Below are 18,738 nucleotides of genomic sequence, written 5' to 3'. Positions count from 1 at the left end.
AAGAATGTCTGATACGTATTTAAAGGAAAACACTAACCCATGAAAAAGATATTTTTACTCATTGCAATCTTCATTTGTTCACTGCTACAAGCTCAAGTGAATACACTTACTATGCAACTTTCTCAGGAGCATCCGCGATATCTGACTGATACTGGTGGAAAGAAAGAAACATTGAAGTTGATAAAGAATGAGTCTTGGGCAAAGGATGTTTTCGAGAAACTGAAAGAGAGAACCGACACTTATATTCGCTTGACCGATACGCAACCAGACTGGCTGCTTTCACGTCTTTCTATGTACTGGAAGTCTCATGCTACGGATGTATTTATAAAAGGTGAAAGTTTTGATCATGCTGGTGGAGAGAAAGCTCCTGTACCTACCGTACGTTATACGGGTACACGTGGTACATTTGCCACCCACGGGCGTCCGAAATTGGAAGACGTTGTACCTTATGACGATCAGGATGGTAACGTAACTTTCTGTAATAATTCTTTGCCGGGTAATCCGATGGAGAGTGTACACCCTTCGAAGACTGGTCGTAATATAGAGAATGTGAACCGCGAAATCATGGGTATTGCCCGTGATGCTGCTTTTCTATATTGGTTGACGGATGAGAAGAAATATGCAAAGTTGGCGGTTGGGGTATTCGATACGTACATGCAAGGCATATATTACCGCAATGTTCCCATAGACTTGAATCACGGTCATCAGCAGACATTGGTGGGCATGAGCTCTTTTGAAGTAATTCACGAAGATATTTTGACCGATATTGTGCCTCTTTACGATTTCCTGTATGGCTATCTGTATAGTAACTATTCCGATAAGATGGATATCTATGCCGGTGCTTTCAAGAAATGGGCTGATAATATTATAGCGAATGGCGTACCTCATAATAATTGGAACCTGATGCAGGCGCGTTACGTTATGAATATCGGCATGATTCTGGAAGATAATAAACTATATGCCGATGGTAAAGGTCGTGAATATTATATAGATTATGTGCTCAATCGTTCCAGTATCCGCCAATGGAGTCTGAAGAAACTGGCGGATTATGGCTATGACTCCCAAACTGGTATCTGGGCCGAATGTCCCGGCTATAGTAGTGTAGTGCTGAATGACTATACCAACTTTACCAATCTTTTCGATCATAACCTTGGTTTTGACCTTACGAAAGAACTGCCCATCATTCCGAAGGCTGTAGCCGCCACTCCTCAACATCTATTTCCGAATCGAATGATTTGCGGCTTCGGTGATACCCATCCTGGTTATCTGAGTACGAATCCAATTGTGCGTATGATAGAGAATGGCCAAGTCAACGGCAAGAAAGAGCAGGAAGATTATTTCACTGCTCTGTTGAAATGTATTGACCCGGAAGTCGGAAAAGTGGGAGAGAAGCCTGCCCGTGTTTCAATCAACTCTTTTTTTGATGATAAGCCGTTGATTCTGAATCCTAAGATACAAGCCGGAAAGATCGAGGACTATGTTTCTCCTCTGTTTTATGCTCCCAATGTTTCTTGGTTGATACAGCGTAACGGTATGCATCCCCGTCATAGTTTGATGATATCAATGAACGGTAGTGAAGGAAATCACATGCATGCCAATGGTATTTCTATGGAACTTTATGGCAAGGGTTATGTACTTGGTCCCGATGCCGGTATCGGGCTGTATTTGTATAGTGGTCTCGATTATGCAGAATACTATTCGCAGTTCCCTAGTCATAATACAGTATGTGTCGACGGGATTTCCAGTTATCCGATAATGAAAAGTAACCATGCTTTCCGTTTGCAGTCTTGTTTTCCCGCTCCGTTGGCTCAAAAAGGGGAGTTCTTTCCTGTTACTTATAGCGAAGTTTATTTCCGTGAGCCGGAAAGTTGTGCGGACCAAACCAGACTAATGGGCATTGTTACCACCACACCCGAAACAGGTTATTACGTTGATATCTTCCGCAGTCGTAAAGTCGGGGGAGGTGATAAGATGCACGATTATTTCTATCATAATTTGGGGCAGACACTCACATTGAAAGGTAACGATAATTCTGACTTGAATTTAAAGCCTACCGAGGAGCTTTCTTTTGCAGGTGCCCATCTGTATGCCTATTCTTATATATATGACAAGAAAGTATCTGAAACCGATAAAGATGTAAAAGCAACTTTCAACATGGCAATGAAAGACGGTGATGATATCTCTATGAATCTTTGGATGAAAGGCGAACCAGAAAGGAAAGTATTCACAGCTTTGTCTCCTATGACGGAAGGTTATTCGCGTACGCCGGGCATGCCTTATGATATCAAACAACAACCTACACTTACCTTTGTGGCAAGACAATCAGGAGAAGCGTGGAACCGTCCATTCGTAGCTGTTTATGAACCTTCATCAGTAAAAGAACCGGGATGTATCGCTTCTGTTACTTATCCTGAAGTGCAGTGTCTGGAATCGGGTAGTCATGTCGGTATATTGGTTAGGCAAAAAAATGGTCGCACTGATCATATTATATCATCCGATAATCCTGCTCATGTTTGTATAATGGGGCAGATGAAGATGACAGCAACTTATGCACTTTGGGGAGAAGGAGAACAATCTCAAAACACATTGTTCCTGGGAAATGGTATACTCTTGCAAACTCCTGTAGTTAGTATTTATTCGGACACTCCGGTTAATGTTCTTTTGGAGCGGAAGGCAGATTATTGGCAGTATACATCTTCGGGCGCTTGTTCAATCCTTATGGATGGTAAAGAATATAAAGTCACTAAAGCAGAAAAAGGCAAATTATCGCTTTAATAGATTAATGTATTTTTGCTTTTTTTCTTTTAGAGTAAGACTACCCAAGTATTTTTCATTATATTTGTTGCGCTTGTTTAGAGGAGACATAGATTTAATGAAAAACATACAAAGATACATACTTATTCTTTTTTTGTTACTATCCACATTATCAGTTTACTCCGATTCGTATGCCTTTCGGGGATTGTCTGTGGCGGATGGGCTTTCTGATTTGTTGGTCAATGTGATTTATAAAGATACAGATGGATATGTATGGCTCGGTACGGGAAGTTCGCTTGAACGTTTTGACGGTGTACATATCAAGCACTATCAGATATCCGGTACTAACGAAAAGTTGAAACGCATCAACGCCATAACCGGCATGTCCGATGGGCAGATATGGATGGGAAACGGTATGGGACTTTGGCGTTTGGACAAAAGACAAGATACATTAGTACGCATTGTTCCTGAAAAGCTCGACTGCCAGGTATATTCTCTTTTAGAAGATAATAATACATTATATATTGGTACGGAAAAAGGACTTTTCATCTATCAGGCAGGCAAGTTGGAGCAAGTGCTTCTGGATAAGAATGCATTTTCTGCTGCGAATACTGTAACAGGGGTATGTAAGGGAGAAGGTAACCTGCTGTGGATGACAACCGGAAACGGACTTTATTCACTGTCTATATCCGACCGTAAAATAGCGGCATATCATAATATAAAAGGAGACAAGAACATTTGCGCCTTCAACCATATTACCAGGCTTGGTACTATGCTCTATCTAGGTACTATGGATCAGGGTATTATATCTTTCGATACTCGTACCTCCCAATTCAGTCATTTTGTCAATGTAGGTTGCAACGTTATTTCTTCTTTGTCCGGTGACGGAAAGAATACACTTTATGTCGGTACCGATGGAAATGGTGTTCACTTCATTTCAACTGACCGGAAGGAGATTATCCGCTCTTTCCGTCACGAAACCGGTAATGACGAGGGACTGCGTTCGAACTCTATTTACTCCCTTCTAGTAGATCGTGAAGGCATTATATGGGTAGGCTTTTATCAGTATGGTCTTGACTACACTCTCTATCAGAATGATTTATTTTCAACTTATGCCTTTCCTCCTTTCTTTGATTCAAAAGATGTCCCTATTCGTTCCATTGCTATTCGTGAACACGAAAAGCTGATCGGCTCACGTGATGGACTGTTCTATATTGACGAACAAAAACGACGTTTCAAGAGTTTTAAAACTCCTCAGATGCGTTCAAGCATGGTTTTTTGTACTCGATTCTATCAGGGTGAATACTATATAGGCACCTATGGGGGAGGCATGTATGTTCTGAATCCCGTAACTCTTGCTTTGCGTGACTTTGCTCCTGATGAACCGCTTCCTTTCCAGAAAGGACATATCTTTTGCATTACGGAAGATACTAACAGACAATTGTGGATCGGTACTTCAGCAGGGGTGTATTGTTATAAAGACGGCAAGCAAGTGGCATATTACAACAGTGGTAATTCTAAGTTACCCGAAGGTAATGTATATGAAATCCATTTCGACTCTACCGGCAAAGGATGGGTGTGTACTGAAAATGGTATGTGTATTTGGGACCCTTCTTCTTCCAAACTGCGTACAGACATTTTTCCCGATGGTTTTATTCAAAAAGAGAAGATTCGTGTGATCTATGAAGACTCTAAGCATACTCTTTACTTCTTCCCCGATAAAGGAGCTCTTTTTATATCAGACTTATCTTTGAATAGTTTCCATTATTTGCAGCCGGGCACTCCTTTGGAAGGTAGAGATGGACTATTCATTATTGAAGATAAAGAAAATTGGCTGTGGATGGGAACCAGCAACGGACTATTCCGCTATGATAAGAAAGATAATTTCGTACCTTATAACTTTGTAGATGGTATTCCTAGCTCTACCTTTACACTTTGTCCTCCGGTGTATGACGAAGCAGGTGGAATATGGTTTGGTAATACGCGTGGACTACTGTATCTTGATGTCACTCGGATGGAACGGGAGAATAAATGTTTTTATCCTGTAAAGATAACCGATGTCTATGTCAATGGAAAGCCTTCTGTTTATTCGATAACCAAACTGTCCGATAATGAATCGGAGATTTCTCTGGAGGCATCACAAAAGAACATCACTTTCTGCTTCTCTGATTTTTCTTATACTTCTCCCAGTTATATGTCATACGAATATCAGTTGGATGGTGAAGATGATAACTGGATAGCTATGACCGGAACATCGGATGTAACCTATTACAATCTTTCTTCCGGCATCTATACTTTCAGAGTGCGACTGATGGGGCAACCGGAGTCTGAATTCCGGCTTATTGTCAGGATAGCTTCGTTTTTTGAGGCATGGTCTGGTGTGGGAATTGCTTTTATTCTGTTATTGGGTGGTTTGGGTTGGTATTTCATGCAACGCAGAAAGAGTTCAAATAGCAGCACAAGTAAGATTCCAGTTGCTGAGGTATCGGTAGAAATGCCTGAAACTGAAAATCCTGTTGGCGAACGACCGGCTACTGAAGAGAAATATAAAACGATTAAAGTCAGCACTGAGGAATGCAAGCATCTGGTAGAACAACTGGAAATTCTTATGAATGAAAAGAAATCCTATACTAATCAGGATTTGAAGGTTGCTGATTTGGCTGGGATGCTACATACAACAGCTCATACGTTGTCTTATCTATTCAATCAATACCTTAACCGCAGTTATTATGATTATATTAACGACTACCGTATTGCAGAGTTCAAACGCCTAGTCGAGAAAGATGAATATGCCAAATACACTTTAAGTGCTCTTGCCGAATTATGTGGTTTCAGCTCCCGAGCTTCTTTCTTCCGTTCTTTTAAGAAAGCTACCGGAATAACTCCTAATGAATATGTTCGCAACATTGGGAAAAGTAACGAATAACTTCTTTAGAGTCTCAAATTATTAATTGATACTATGAGTCTTAAATTATTAAAGCGCTAATATATAGCGTTTTAATATTCTTGTGGTCTAAGCAAATTAGATGAGATTTGTTAGCTACAATAAAAGCATGATTTCTACTTTTTACCTTCTATATTTGCCATTGTTAAGCAAACGTAAAACCATTAACCAAGGTCTGAAACATGAAAGACAATTCGATAACATCCACTCCGCTGATAGCTGAATCTTATACTGATTATCATCAATCGGTTTATCAATACATCTATTATAAGATAAATAGTAAAGAGGAGGCCGAAGACTTATCCCAAGATGTATTTCTTCGCCTGATGGACTATAACCAGATGTTGCGTCCTGAAACAGTAAAGCATTTCATTTTCACGATAGCTCGTAATTTGGTGACTGACTATATACGCCGCTATTATAGGAAGCAAGAGATGACTTCGTATATGTATGATACAGTGGAGCATAGTAGTAATGAAACGGAAAGTCGGATTATCGCAAATGATTTATTGAATCAGGAAAAAGCTCGAATGGCATTATTACCTCTTCGTCGCCGTGAAGTATATGTTATGAGCCGTTTCGAGGATAAATCTATTCAAGAAATTTCTTCGGAACTTAATTTATCTTTCCGTACAATAGAAAACCATTTGTTTACTGGCCGTAAAGAAATACGTGAGTTTATAGCACAATGTATATAATGAAATAGTAATAACGAGATCATGTTAATTTTAAATTGTAATTTTATGAAGAATGATTTTCTAAGATTCTCATCGAAGAGAATATTGTTCTCTACAGCGATGGCTTCCATTCTTTTTGCAGGTAGTCCGCAAACAGCTTTTGCAGATGTGAATGAGGTACAGACTGTTTTGCAGACTGGTAATGTGAAGGGACTAATTGTAGATGCCAATGATGAACCTATTATTGGCGCTAGTATTCTGGTGAAAGGTACAAGTGTAGGGGTTATCTCCGATATGAATGGTAACTTTTCGGTCAGTGCTTCGCCCAATGCGACTCTTGTGATTTCTTATATTGGTTACCAGACACAGGAAATTGCTTTAAAGGGAAAAGCAAATATCAACGTAACGCTGAAAGAAGATAGTGAACTGTTGGATGAAGTGATAGTTGTAGGTTATGGTACTCAAAAGAAGGCTACTTTATCTGGTTCTGTATCTCAGGTTAGAGGTGATGAAGTGCTAAAAGGTAAAGCTACAACTTCAGTTGCAGCTGCTTTACAGGGAACTATTCCGGGGCTTACTATTACACGCTCTTCTTCACGTCCGGGTAATGAAAATACCTCTATTTCTTTGCGTGGTGGTATGTCTGTTAATAAGGATGCCAATCCCTTGGTTTTGATAGATGGAGTGGAAGCTTATATGTGGGAACTTTCTCAAATGAATCCCAGTGACATTGAAAGTGTATCTGTATTGAAAGATGCTTCGGCAGCCATCTATGGTAATAAAGCAGGTGCGGGTGTAATATTGGTAACTACTAAACGTGCTAAAGAGGGTAAAGTTAATGTAACTTATAATGGTAGTGTACATGCTAATATTCCGGGTAAGCGTTTTCCTATTGCTGATGGTGTAACTTGGGCTAATATGTTTATTCATGCTACTGAGAATGATGCATTGGCTCGCGAGGACAAAACTCCGCAATGGTGGATGTGGTCTGAAAATTCATGGAGAACCGTAGCACAAGGTCAGATTTATGAAGGCGTGGAGAATGCGATGTGGAGACACCTTGACCCATCGGTTGATGTATTTGATGCTATTTATGGAACCACTTGGGGGCAAAATCATAATATTACCATTAGTGGTGGTAATGAAAAATTGAGAGCGGTTACTTCATTAGGTTATTCTAAGGACCGTTCTTTGGAAAAGGTTGTGTTTGATGGTCAACATAAATATAATTTCCGTTCCAATATTGATTATCAACTGAGTAAGTACATCAAGACGGAGTTTAATTTGTCTTATGACAAGAGAACGGTAAGTACTCCTACGCAGGGTATTGGACAAGGAGTACAGGACTTCTATCTTTTCCCGTTATATAATGAATTCGGACAATTTTACGATACTTTCTCAGGAGAACGCAATGTGCTTTCTCAATTGATAGAAGGTGGTCGTACTAATGATACGGAAGAGATACTTCGTTTAGGTGGTAAACTGACGATAGACTTGGGTAAGATAACACAAGGGCTTTCATTCAGTACCAATGCAAACTTCCGTATCCGTAAGCACTTGAAGTTGGAACGTCAGACGAGGGTTACAAACTATGACTGGGCAGGAGAATCTAAAAACGGAACTCCAGTAGCAGGCGCAACGACTGGCGAACCTTATAAATCTTCTGCCGATAAGGACTGCTGGGTAAAGAATACTTTTGAAGATGCATTCTATCAGACTTATGGCGGTTTCCTTAATTATACTCGTTTGTTTGGTAACCATAATGTAGCAGCTATGTTTGGTATGACAGCGGAGAAGACTGAATACAAGAAGATGTATAACTTCCGTAAAAATATGCTGAATGATGAATTGGATGATATTAATACTGGTGATGTAGCTACTTCGGAAGCTACAGGTGGCAGTAATCACAATGGTACGGTTTCATATATCGGTCGTCTGAATTATGATTATAAAGGTATTTATTTATTAGAAGGTCTTTTCCGTCGTGACGGTTCTTCCAAGTTCTACAAAGATAATCGTTGGGCAAACTTCCTTGGTGTATCGGGAGGTATTCGTCTCTCTGAATTCACTTTCTTAAAGGAAAAGGGTATCTTCGATAACTTGAAACTCCGTGCTTCGTATGGAGAGGCTGGTTCACAGACCGGTATCGGAGATTATGACTACATTTCGACTATTAAACAAGGAAACACCATCCTGGGTTACAATGGTCAGAAAGTTAGTACAGCATGGATTGACGGTATGTCTTCCAGAAATCGTACTTGGGAACGTGTCAGTACCTTGAACTTCGGTCTTGATTTTGCTACTCTTAATAACCGTTTGTCCGGAACATTCGAGTACTATGTACGAAAGAATAATGATATGTTGATTTCAATTACCTATCCTGCAACTTTAGGTGCCGGTGCTCCTAAAACAAATGACGGAGGTTTCCGCGCCAATGGTTGGGAATTAAACCTACAATGGCAGGATAGAATAGGTCGGGATTTTCAATATAATGTAGGCTTCACATTGGCAGATGCCAAAACCAAAGTGACAAACTATAACGGTGCCGCTGTACATAGTGTGGGACTTAATAATAAGGTGGGTGGTACTGCATGGCAAGAAGGAAAACCGTTGAATGCCATTTACGTATATAAGACTGATGGCTATTTGCAGAATGATGCTGAAGTTAATGCTTACTATCAGGAGATAACGAAGAAAAGTGGAGGTATTCACCCTGTACAAGGTTCGGCAGATCAGTTGATACCAGGCTGTGTACGTCGTGTGGATGTTGATAAAGATGGTAGAATTACCACGGATGACCTTGTATATTTTGGTGATGCTAATCCTCACTATGAATTTGGTATCAACTTGGGAGCAAAATACAAAGGATTCGATTTCTCCATGTTCCTGCAAGGTGTCGGACAGATGTATGTGTTGCGTGAAGGTTGGTTAGGAAGTCCATTCAATGCTATTTATACCAACCAGAATGAAACCTTCTGGGGAAATACATGGACACCTGAGAATCCAAATGCTCGTTATCCCATTATGTGTGGTTGGATGGGTGGCAAACGGAATGACTGGAACTACAAACAATACAATGATATTAATGTCGTGAACAGTTGGTATGTACGTGCCAAGAATGTTTGTTTGGGCTATACTATTCCTAAGACTTTGCTTTCTAAAGTAGGTGTAGAAAATCTCCGTGTCTATGTTTCCGCTGATAATCTTTTTGAATTCTCTAATGTGAAGGACGGTTTCGATCCGGAAAGTAAAGCAGCGACTAATTCAGGAAATATGGATGTATTTGCACGTACACTGTCATTTGGTATTGACTTGACATTCTAATTAACCATCAAATAAAGAACGATTATGAAAAAGAATAATATATTTATAGCATTGTTGGCTGGTGCATTGTTGACAACCGGTTGCAGCAACTTCCTGGATTTGGATCCGCTCGACCAACAAACAGAAGCCATCTACTTCAATAAAAAGAGTGATTTTGTTGCTGCTGCCTTGAAATTGCATGAAGATATTTTTGCATGGGAAGTAGCTGATGCTAATAAGGGAGTAATAGAAGGTTTGGGTTTTGACGGTGGAACAGATACAGGAGGCGGTAGCACGGGTCTAGGTTCTACTCCGACTTCCGATACTTATTATACTACTGTATATAGATGGATACGCCGTTGCAACGATTTGATTGCAAAGGGTGAGAAATATACCAATCAAGATGAGATTGCGGGTTCAATAGGGCAGGCGTATTTCTTCCGTGCATGGCATCATTTTTTTCTGGTACAGCGATATGGTGGTGTGATTATAGCTACTAAATCACCTGATACGAACGATGCTGCAATCTTACAGGGTAAACGTGCATCCCGTTATGAGGTTATCAAACAGGTTCTTGATGATTTGGATGCAACTATCGTTAAATTGGCAGGGACTACCGTTGCAAGTACCTCTAATGATGGGCAAGTAACTTTGGAGGCAGCCAAAGCTTTCAAAGCTCGTGTATGCCTTTATGCTGGTACTTGGGATAAATATGTTGGAGAGAAGACAGACGGTGACGGAACAAAATTCGGTGCCGGTACCCACAAACCGGAGGGATATCCTTCTGTGGAGAGTTTATTGACTATGGCAAAGAACTTGTCGAAGGAAGTTATGGAAAATAATGCTTTCGCCCTATGGAAAGGGGTTGAAACAGTGAAAGGTACTGGCAATGATGATATGTATGCGCATTGTAGTTATTACTATCTCTTTAATTTGGAAGGTGGCGACTCCAATCCTGCTGGTATGGATAAGAGTACCAATAAAGAATCTATTTTTCGTTCGGTATATGATGCTACAAATCGTCCGTCCAAGTTGTTCTTTACTCATACTTGGTATGCAGGTATGACACGTAAATTAGCCGATATGTACCTTTGTACTGATGGTCTACCGGTTCATCTCTCTCCCTTGTTTCAAGGCTATACTGACTTTATGTCCGAGATGAAAAATCGTGACTGGCGTTTTCGCGCTGTACAGAATGCTGCTAAAACGGATTGGAAAGAAGAGTTCTCTTGGAGTTGGGGATATGGTATGTATGGTTCCGGTGCTAATTATAGTACTGATATAACTACTTTAGCTCCTGGTACATATATGAATGTACCTAATTATCGTTCTCTGGCCGGAGGTAGTGTCGGAAGCCGTAAGTATCGTACAGAAATGGCTAGCGTTAAAACCAATGGTGCTGAAGCTCCGGACTGTATGCATATTCGCTTGGCAGAAATGTATCTAACTTATGCTGAAGCAGTCTGTGAATTGGGCAATGGAGAAATTTCTGATGACGATTTGAATAAGTCTATCAATAAAGTTCGTGAACGTGCGGGAGTAGCACCACTGAATACTGCTTTACTTGCCGGAGCCAATCGCATAGCCGATGAAAAAGGATATGGACATCTTACTATGTTAGGTGAAATACGTCGCGAACGTGCTTGCGAATTATATGCCGAAAGATTACGCTTTAACGATCTTTGCCGATGGGGAATAGCAGAGAAAACTCTTTCTGGCCAACCAACATGCGGTATTTATCTTTCTTACAAAGGTAAAGACTCTTACATCAAGACTTTAATAAGTCCTATTGATAATAAACCTGTGTATAGTGCTGAGGCATTCCCAACTGCGGTTATTTTGCAAGAACGTGTAGACTTTCCTGAATATGCCGGTTTAACTCCAATGGAGCCGGGATGCGTTATTGGTAGTACTATAGTAGACCGCCAATTCAAACAGAAAGATTATTTGCAGCCAATACCTACAGATGAAATACGTCTCAATGGTAATTTATTGCAGAATCCGGATTGGTAAATTAATTACTCAATAGTGATTGACTTATTGAGAAGTATCGGTTAATCTTTATAATAATAAATAGGAGTTATTGCTTCAATTAGAAGCTAACTCCTATTTATTGCTTATTTTGTATCACTGTTCTCAAAATGATAAAATATTAAATATGAAGAAAATATTATTGATTACTTATGTCTTTACCATTATAACCACACTGGCAGCACAAGACTATCCCAAAGCAATTCTGCCAGGTGATTATCCCGATCCTACGGTTATGCGTGAAGGAGAAGACTATTACATGACTCATTCTCCTTTTTATTATGCACCTGGTTTTCTTATCTGGCATTCGAGGGATTTGATAAATTGGGAACCGATTTGTCGTGCAATGCCTGAATATGAAGGTTCCGCTATGGCACCCGATTTATTGAAATATAAAGGCAAATACTATATTTATTATCCGGCGGCAGGAACCAACTGGGTGATATGGGCAACTGACATCAAAGGTCCGTGGAGTAAACCAGTTGATTTGAAAGTTAGTGGCATTGACCCTGGACATATAACTGATGAGAATGGCAACCGTTATCTATATGTCAATGAAGGAGAGGTAATTCAGCTGACAGAAGATGGGCTTGCTACTATTGGAGAAAAGAAGCAAGTATATGATGGATGGAAATATCCGGAGCAATGGGAAACGGAATGCATGTGTTTAGAATCACCGAAGTTGAACTATCACAATGGCTATTATTATCTGACTTCCGCACAAGGAGGAACAGCTGGTCCGGCAACTAGTCACATGGTTGTTGCCGCTCGTTCAAAGAGTATTCTTGGACCTTGGGAAAACTCTCCTTATAATCCGATAGTGCATACTTATAGCTCAACAGACAACTGGTGGTCGAAAGGACACGGTACATTGATTGACGATGTGAATGGAAATTGGTGGATAATATATCATGCTTATGCTAAAGGTTATCATACCTTGGGGCGTTCTACTCTAATAGAACCTATCGAATGGACTTCTGATGGATGGTATCGCACGAAATCGACTGCTAAGCCTATAAAAGTCTCACAGAAGATAAAACACGGATTGCAATTATCAGATGATTTTGATAGACCCCAATTAGGACTGCAATGGACCTTTTGGCAGGAATATGCTCCTGCCTCTCTGAACTTTATTAATCAAACTTTGATGGTGAAGGCAAAAGGAAATACTCCTGCCAATGCCCGTCTGCTGCTGACTACCGTTGAAGATAAGAATTATGAAACACAGGTCACAGTCAATGTCGGTGTAGGGAATGTAGCTGGGCTTGTCTTATTCTATAACGAAAAAGCCTATTCAGGTATAACATCCGATGGAAAGAAATTCACTATTTACCGGGATGCTGAAAATAAGTTTGAAGTACCCAATAAAATAGGTAAGAAGTTCATAGCCAAAATCCAAAATCAAGGAAACAGGATAAGAATACAAGTCAGTAAAGAGGGTACCGAATGGATTACATTAGTCGAAAACCTAAATGTATCATCATTGCATCATAATAATTATAAAGGCTTTTATGCCTTGCGCATCGGTTTACTTTCTGCCGGTAAGGGAGGTGCAGATTTTAGTCGGTTCCGTTACCGTAACGCCATTCCTCAAGAGAAAGATATGAGTGCTTATTTGATGGTTTGTCACAAGGATGAAACGCATGGTCTTTATATGGCTGTCAGTCACGATGGGTATACATTTACTGCATTAAATGATGGTAAACCTGTAATGGCCGGAGATACAATCGCCTATCAAAAGGGAATTCGCGACCCACACATCTATCGTGGACCCGATGGCGCTTTTTATTTGGCTATGACCGACTTGCATGTCTTTGCTAAGAGGGATGGTTACCGTGAGACTGAATGGGAGCGTGATGGTAAAGTATATGGTTGGGGTAATAACCGTGGACTGGTATTGATGAAATCATGGGATTTGATAAACTGGAAACGTACTAATATTCGTTTTGATCAAATGTCAGCTGCCATGAGTGAGATAGGTTGTGCATGGGCACCTGAGGTGACTTATGATGAACACAAAGGCAAATTGATGATATATTTCACTATGCGCTTTAAGAACGAGGCGAATAAATTATACTATGTATACGTAAACGATGACTTTGATACCATTGAAACCTTGCCTCAAATTCTGTTTGAGTATCCCAATGAGAAAGTTTCGGCTATTGACGGAGACATTACCAAGGTCGGTGATAAATATCACTTGTTTTATGTAGCCCATGATGGACCTGCGGGCATAAAACACGCTGTTTCGGATAGAGCTAACGGAAATTTTGAGTTCGATCCCCGTTGGTATGACTATGAACCGAAAGCATGCGAAGCTCCCAACGTATGGAAACGAATTGGTGAAGACAAATGGGTGTTGATGTACGACGTTTATAGCGTAAATCCTCATAACTTTGCTTTTATCGAAACCTCAGATTTTGTTAACTTCAAAAATTTGGGGCGTTTTAACGAGGGAGTAATGAAAACTACTAATTTTACAGCTCCCAAGCATGGTGCTATCATCCAAATAACGACATCGGAAGCCGAGAAGTTAGAGAATTACTGGGAGCAAGTAAAGAATTACACTCTATATTAAAAGAGCAACTCATATTCAAACGGAAAGCCCTTTCCATTTGAATATGAGTTGGTTATTCCTTGGAATGAAGTTAAGAAGGAATAAAGATAATTTCAAATATCTCTATAGCTCCATCAATTTCAACTTTCTCTGTTCCCTTTGCAAAATCTACTTTTATGAAAGGAGTGCTTAGTGTTGTTTCTGCCAGCAATTTATGATCAGAGGAATATTGAAGTAGCTTTAAAGGTCCTTTTGATGAATTCGGTTTGAGTAACAGAGTGCATCCTGAAATATCTTTGGGAAGCGTGAAGGATAAAACACCATTGTTGATGTACGAAGTAGAAGGATTTTTATCAAATGCCAAGAGAGCCTTTTCTAAGTCGTCAGCCTCAATGTGAAAGTTCAGGTTCTTCACTTTTATCGGATTTATTTCAAATGAGCGGACAGCAGCCCAGTTACTCTTTGTTGATGAAAGTCTCTTTAGCCGGACATATCGGGCTTTCACGGGAGTCCCGCTCCAGTTTATTACATACTGTTTTTGGAGGCTGTCAGTAAGTGCAGTCCAGCTTTTTCCGTCTTCCGAATACTCTACTAGAGCGTTGTCAAAGTAATCTACATCGTCCTCCGAATTCCTGCCTTGCAGAATGGAAATTTCGGAAATCTCTTTTGCATTGCCGAGATCAGCGCCAATCCAGCTCTGGTTGTCCTGCGAAGTGCCCGAAGTGTAGAATGTAGTAGTGTCATTGTCAAACATCAGTTTGCTCTGAATAGTACTGAGGTTTTTGAATGAACCTATTGCCCTGTAAGAAAGAGGAAGCTCTCCCGTCAGTTTTACATAGAACTTTTTCAATAAATCGTCCATTGCATTTTCATAGAACGATTGCATTTTCATTGTACCGGATTTGTGGGCATTGAATGCTTTACGGTCTTCTTCCGTCATCAGATTATTAATGTATGCAGTCCAGAATGTTGTATTGTCAGCTTTCGTGTAAAGCTCTATCAAGTCCAACACTTTCTTTCCTCTGGTACCGAGTTTGCCAAACTCCACGAGCCAGGGACGAAGTTCATTAAGGAGTATCTTATTTGCACATTTATCTTCCATCTCTGCGGGAGCCTTTTCTATTTTTTCAAACTCTCTTTGCAGGTTGTTGAATTCTTCTTTAGTGTAGCTATTTATTCTGAACGTCTCTGTTTCCCACGATTCAGCTCTCCGGTATCCGGTTTCCGTATCACACGAATGAATGGCAAAAGTTCTGTACGCTTCTTTTGCTTCAGGGGTGAGTTCGGCAATGCCGCGTTCCCAGTTGTCGATAGGGTTGTATCCCGCTATGTTCCAAGCATAATCGGCTACGCCGTAAAGTGCCAGCTTGGAGGCTTCACCGTGTTCCATCGGATTGCTGATTAATCCGCAAAGGTCATTTGAGGTGAGCGAGGTGTCGAGACCATAGGCAGGACCTTGCATGATGATATGACGTGCATAGTCGGTAACGGGGAAGTTCCACCAATATAGTGCGGGGCGTTTGATTCGGGAGTTTACCCAGTCCATTGTCTCTTTGGTAAGATCGCTGCACACAACATCGCCAGTCCAAAATACATTGATTGAGGGATCCAGAGTATTACCATATATGCTCAGGCTTCCTTGTGGGGTGGGGTTTGCCCAAAGTTTGGAATAGTCTGTCGGACAAACAATGAGAGGGGACACATCCCCTTTTGCTTTCACAAAGTCTCTATTCAACCTGTTCAGCAACTCGGTCTGTTTCGTTGGGTTTGTACCTTCGCCTTCGATATCGTCAAAAAAGATGGCGAACGAATGTACACCGAGATCATACATCAGGTTGAATTTATGAACCAGATTATTGTAGTCGGTATCATTCCACTTGATATCCTGTCCCGGATGAATGGCCCATACAAAGTCTACTCGATTACGATTACAGGCAGTCACCAGTTCTTTGATACTTTCGGCTTCTTTTTCGGGATAGGGGAGACGCCAGTTGGGACAACTGTGATAGGGGTCATCTTTTGGACCATACAAGTAGTAATTCATTTTGAATTGACCGTAAAAGTCTATAAGCGATAGCCTTACTTGGTGCGACCAAGGTGTACCATAAAATCCTTCTACAACCCCTCTATACGGAAGATCGGGGTAATCATTGATTTTTAAATGCGGCAGTTTGTTGTTTGCTGAAATGGGACTTTTCATTATTTGGCGAAGAGTCTGTATTCCGTAGAAAGCACCCTTTTCATCATATCCGATAATGGATATACCTTTTCCGTCAATGCTGATTGAATATGCGCCTGAAATGCTTTTTACTCCCGATTTGAGCGAAACCTTTTCTCCAAAGTCGATCATAAGTTTTGTTCCTCTTTTACTAAGATTCGCAAATCCTAGGTCAGAAGAGAATTTTCCTTGTATATCCTTTAGGTTGATGCCTTTTGATATATCAAGCTTGCCGCCTTCCACAAGTTTAATATTGTGAGGGGTGGGATTAATAATCAATCCTTTGTGATCTATAACTTTGCCGGGAACCATAAGAATATCTTGAGATTCTGACCTTTGTGTGTTTAAATCAATGTCCTGTTCTTGTGCCACAAGATTGCTACACATAAATAGAGTGACCGCTAATAGGGTTAGATTTTTCTTGTAATTTATCATGATGTGATAGATTCGTTTATACATAATGCCTGATATATATGAAGCGTATCTCAACCGTACGATTGAGATACGCTTATTCAACTTAATTGGTCAGGTTAAATAATGAGTTTCGCAGTGTTAGAAGTTGCCTTTATCAGCATTGTCCCACCACAGGTGCGTTCCGCCTTTATCTCCGGAGATACCATATTTGCTCGAATTCTCAGCATCCAAAAGTTTAAGTCCAGTTTCCAGTCCTTTGGCATTGGCGTCATAAGCTTGGCTGCTATAGATAACTCGGCGTACACCTTCTGCCGTTTCTACACCTCCATTACTCTCGTTTACAAATGGAGGGAGGAAATGCGGATAGCCTGTACGGCGCTGTTCCGCCCATGCCTCAGTTGACAATGGGAATAGCGCAAGCCACTTTTGGGTAATGATGCGTTCAAGCTTTTGTTCATTGGTGGCAGCCTCATCCCATTTTACACTTAGTTTATTTACGGCAGGCGTGCTCAAAGTAGAGGTTACCGGATCTACAAAGTCAATTTGAGTGGTAGTGCCATTGATATAGGCGTCAATCGCTCCATCTTCATATTTTTTTACTCCTGAATAGTCACCTCTATAAGCTAACTCGTTTTCTGCAGAAACCCGAATACCCTTTTCGTATAAATCTTTCACACTTTCGGTGCCGATATCCCATCTTAACTTAGCTTCTGCCAATAAGAAGTATGATTCAGCGGCTTTCATGATTGGCAATGGCATGGAGTAAGAAGAACCTCCGTTACCTTGAATCCAACCGGAGAAGTTGCCCCAATCGTTTGGTTTGGCAGGCAGACCGCTGGCAAAGCGGATTCCAAGATACTGAGTATTTTTAGGTACTACTACTGTGCTGCCGTTCTTATCTTTAACATCTCCTGTGTTTTTAGTCATATACAACGGTTGTCTCGGGTCTTTCATACCACTCATTAGGGTTACTAAATTAGCATTGAATCCACAATCCCCCCATGCAAACATCAGCCACATTTCATTTTCTAAGCCTTTACTTATTAAGATGTCCTTGTTTACGGTAGCCAGGGTGTTTGTGGCTGCTTCTGTAGCCATTGCCTTTAAATTCATGTCAGTACCGGCTTCAGCTTCCCGTTTAGAGAGCCGTAAAGCCATACGAAGCTTCATAGTATTGGCAATCTTTATCCATAGTTCGGTATCTCCGTTACACCAACAGTCAAAGGTTTTCAGCTTTACTATTTCATCGGCGCTCATGGCTTTGATATCTATCATGGCTTGATTCAAATCATTGAACATAGCCTTATACAAATCCTTTTGACTGTCAAATTCGTAGTAAGCTTCGTTCTTATTCTGGAGGATGGAACTATATGGTAGCGGACCGTAAGCATCCGTTGTCATCAGGGTTCCGTAGGCTTGTACGACGCGCATTACACCTGCCAGACCTTTGTTGCCATCTACGTCGCATTGTGCAATGATGCGGCGTGTGTTATTAAAGATATGTAAGTAGTAGTTTTCGTACATACCACCACTATGTCCTCTATTTTCACCCATGTCTCCGTTCGTGAAATTACCGTTGGGAGTCATAAAAAATCCACCATAAAGGTCAATCGTTAGGTTAGTCCAAAACTGGAACATATTCTGTTGTGGAGGATAACAGTAAGTCATTGGCTCAGTACACTGTGCCGCAAAGGGCAAGTCTGCCGGGTTCACCTGGATGTTGCTGGTGTTCAGACTTTCAAAGTTATCAGTACATGAGGTGATAACATTCGCTCCAAAGGCGGCAAATGCAGTCAATAAGGTATATTTTAAAATAATTGTTGGTTTCATTATCGTAGGT

At 40.7% G+C, this 18,738-nt stretch carries 8 protein-coding genes; 6 read left to right on the top strand and 2 right to left on the bottom strand.

What is annotated here, in order from left to right:
* Positions 1-39 precede the first annotated feature (39 nt).
* From Q1W14_RS07080 to Q1W14_RS07055, 6 genes are all read left to right on the top strand, one after another.
* Positions 40-2,775, top strand: coding sequence for a heparinase II/III family protein (locus tag Q1W14_RS07080; protein ID WP_300700218.1), 2,736 nt, complete (start codon positions 40-42; stop codon positions 2,773-2,775).
* A 97-nt stretch (positions 2,776-2,872) separates the two neighbouring features.
* Positions 2,873-5,680, top strand: coding sequence for a two-component regulator propeller domain-containing protein (locus tag Q1W14_RS07075; protein WP_300700216.1), 2,808 nt, complete (start codon positions 2,873-2,875; stop codon positions 5,678-5,680).
* A gap of 200 nt (positions 5,681-5,880) precedes the next feature.
* A complete protein-coding gene (locus tag Q1W14_RS07070) occupies positions 5,881-6,396 on the top strand; it encodes a sigma-70 family RNA polymerase sigma factor (RefSeq protein WP_300700214.1) in 516 nt (171 codons plus the stop codon).
* A gap of 45 nt (positions 6,397-6,441) precedes the next feature.
* Positions 6,442-9,699, top strand: coding sequence for a TonB-dependent receptor (locus tag Q1W14_RS07065; protein ID WP_300700213.1), 3,258 nt, complete (start codon positions 6,442-6,444; stop codon positions 9,697-9,699).
* Between the two features lie 24 nt (positions 9,700-9,723).
* On the top strand, positions 9,724-11,691 hold the full coding sequence (locus tag Q1W14_RS07060; protein WP_300700211.1) for a RagB/SusD family nutrient uptake outer membrane protein: 1,968 nt from the start codon (positions 9,724-9,726) through the stop codon (positions 11,689-11,691).
* A gap of 145 nt (positions 11,692-11,836) precedes the next feature.
* Positions 11,837-14,287, top strand: a complete 2,451-nt coding sequence (locus tag Q1W14_RS07055) for a family 43 glycosylhydrolase (protein WP_300700209.1) — start codon at positions 11,837-11,839, stop codon at positions 14,285-14,287.
* A 70-nt stretch (positions 14,288-14,357) separates the two neighbouring features.
* Here the strand turns inward: Q1W14_RS07055 and Q1W14_RS07050 are convergent, their stop codons facing one another.
* Together Q1W14_RS07050 and Q1W14_RS07045 are read right to left on the bottom strand one after the other, a co-directional pair.
* Complete coding sequence (locus Q1W14_RS07050; RefSeq protein ID WP_300700258.1) at positions 14,358-16,919, bottom strand: beta-N-acetylglucosaminidase domain-containing protein; 2,562 nt, start codon at positions 16,917-16,919, stop codon at positions 14,358-14,360.
* Positions 16,920-17,036: 117 nt separating this feature from the next.
* Positions 17,037-18,728, bottom strand: a complete 1,692-nt coding sequence (locus Q1W14_RS07045) for a SusD/RagB family nutrient-binding outer membrane lipoprotein (protein WP_300700207.1) — start codon at positions 18,726-18,728, stop codon at positions 17,037-17,039.
* Positions 18,729-18,738: the final 10 nt, after the last annotated feature.

It is taken from the genome of Bacteroides sp., assembly GCF_030151085.1.
In the GTDB taxonomy this organism is placed as follows: Bacteria; Bacteroidota; Bacteroidia; order Bacteroidales; family Bacteroidaceae; genus Bacteroides.
The sequence above is the reverse complement of the archived record's forward strand: the minus strand, read 5'-3'. Positions and strand labels throughout refer to the sequence as shown.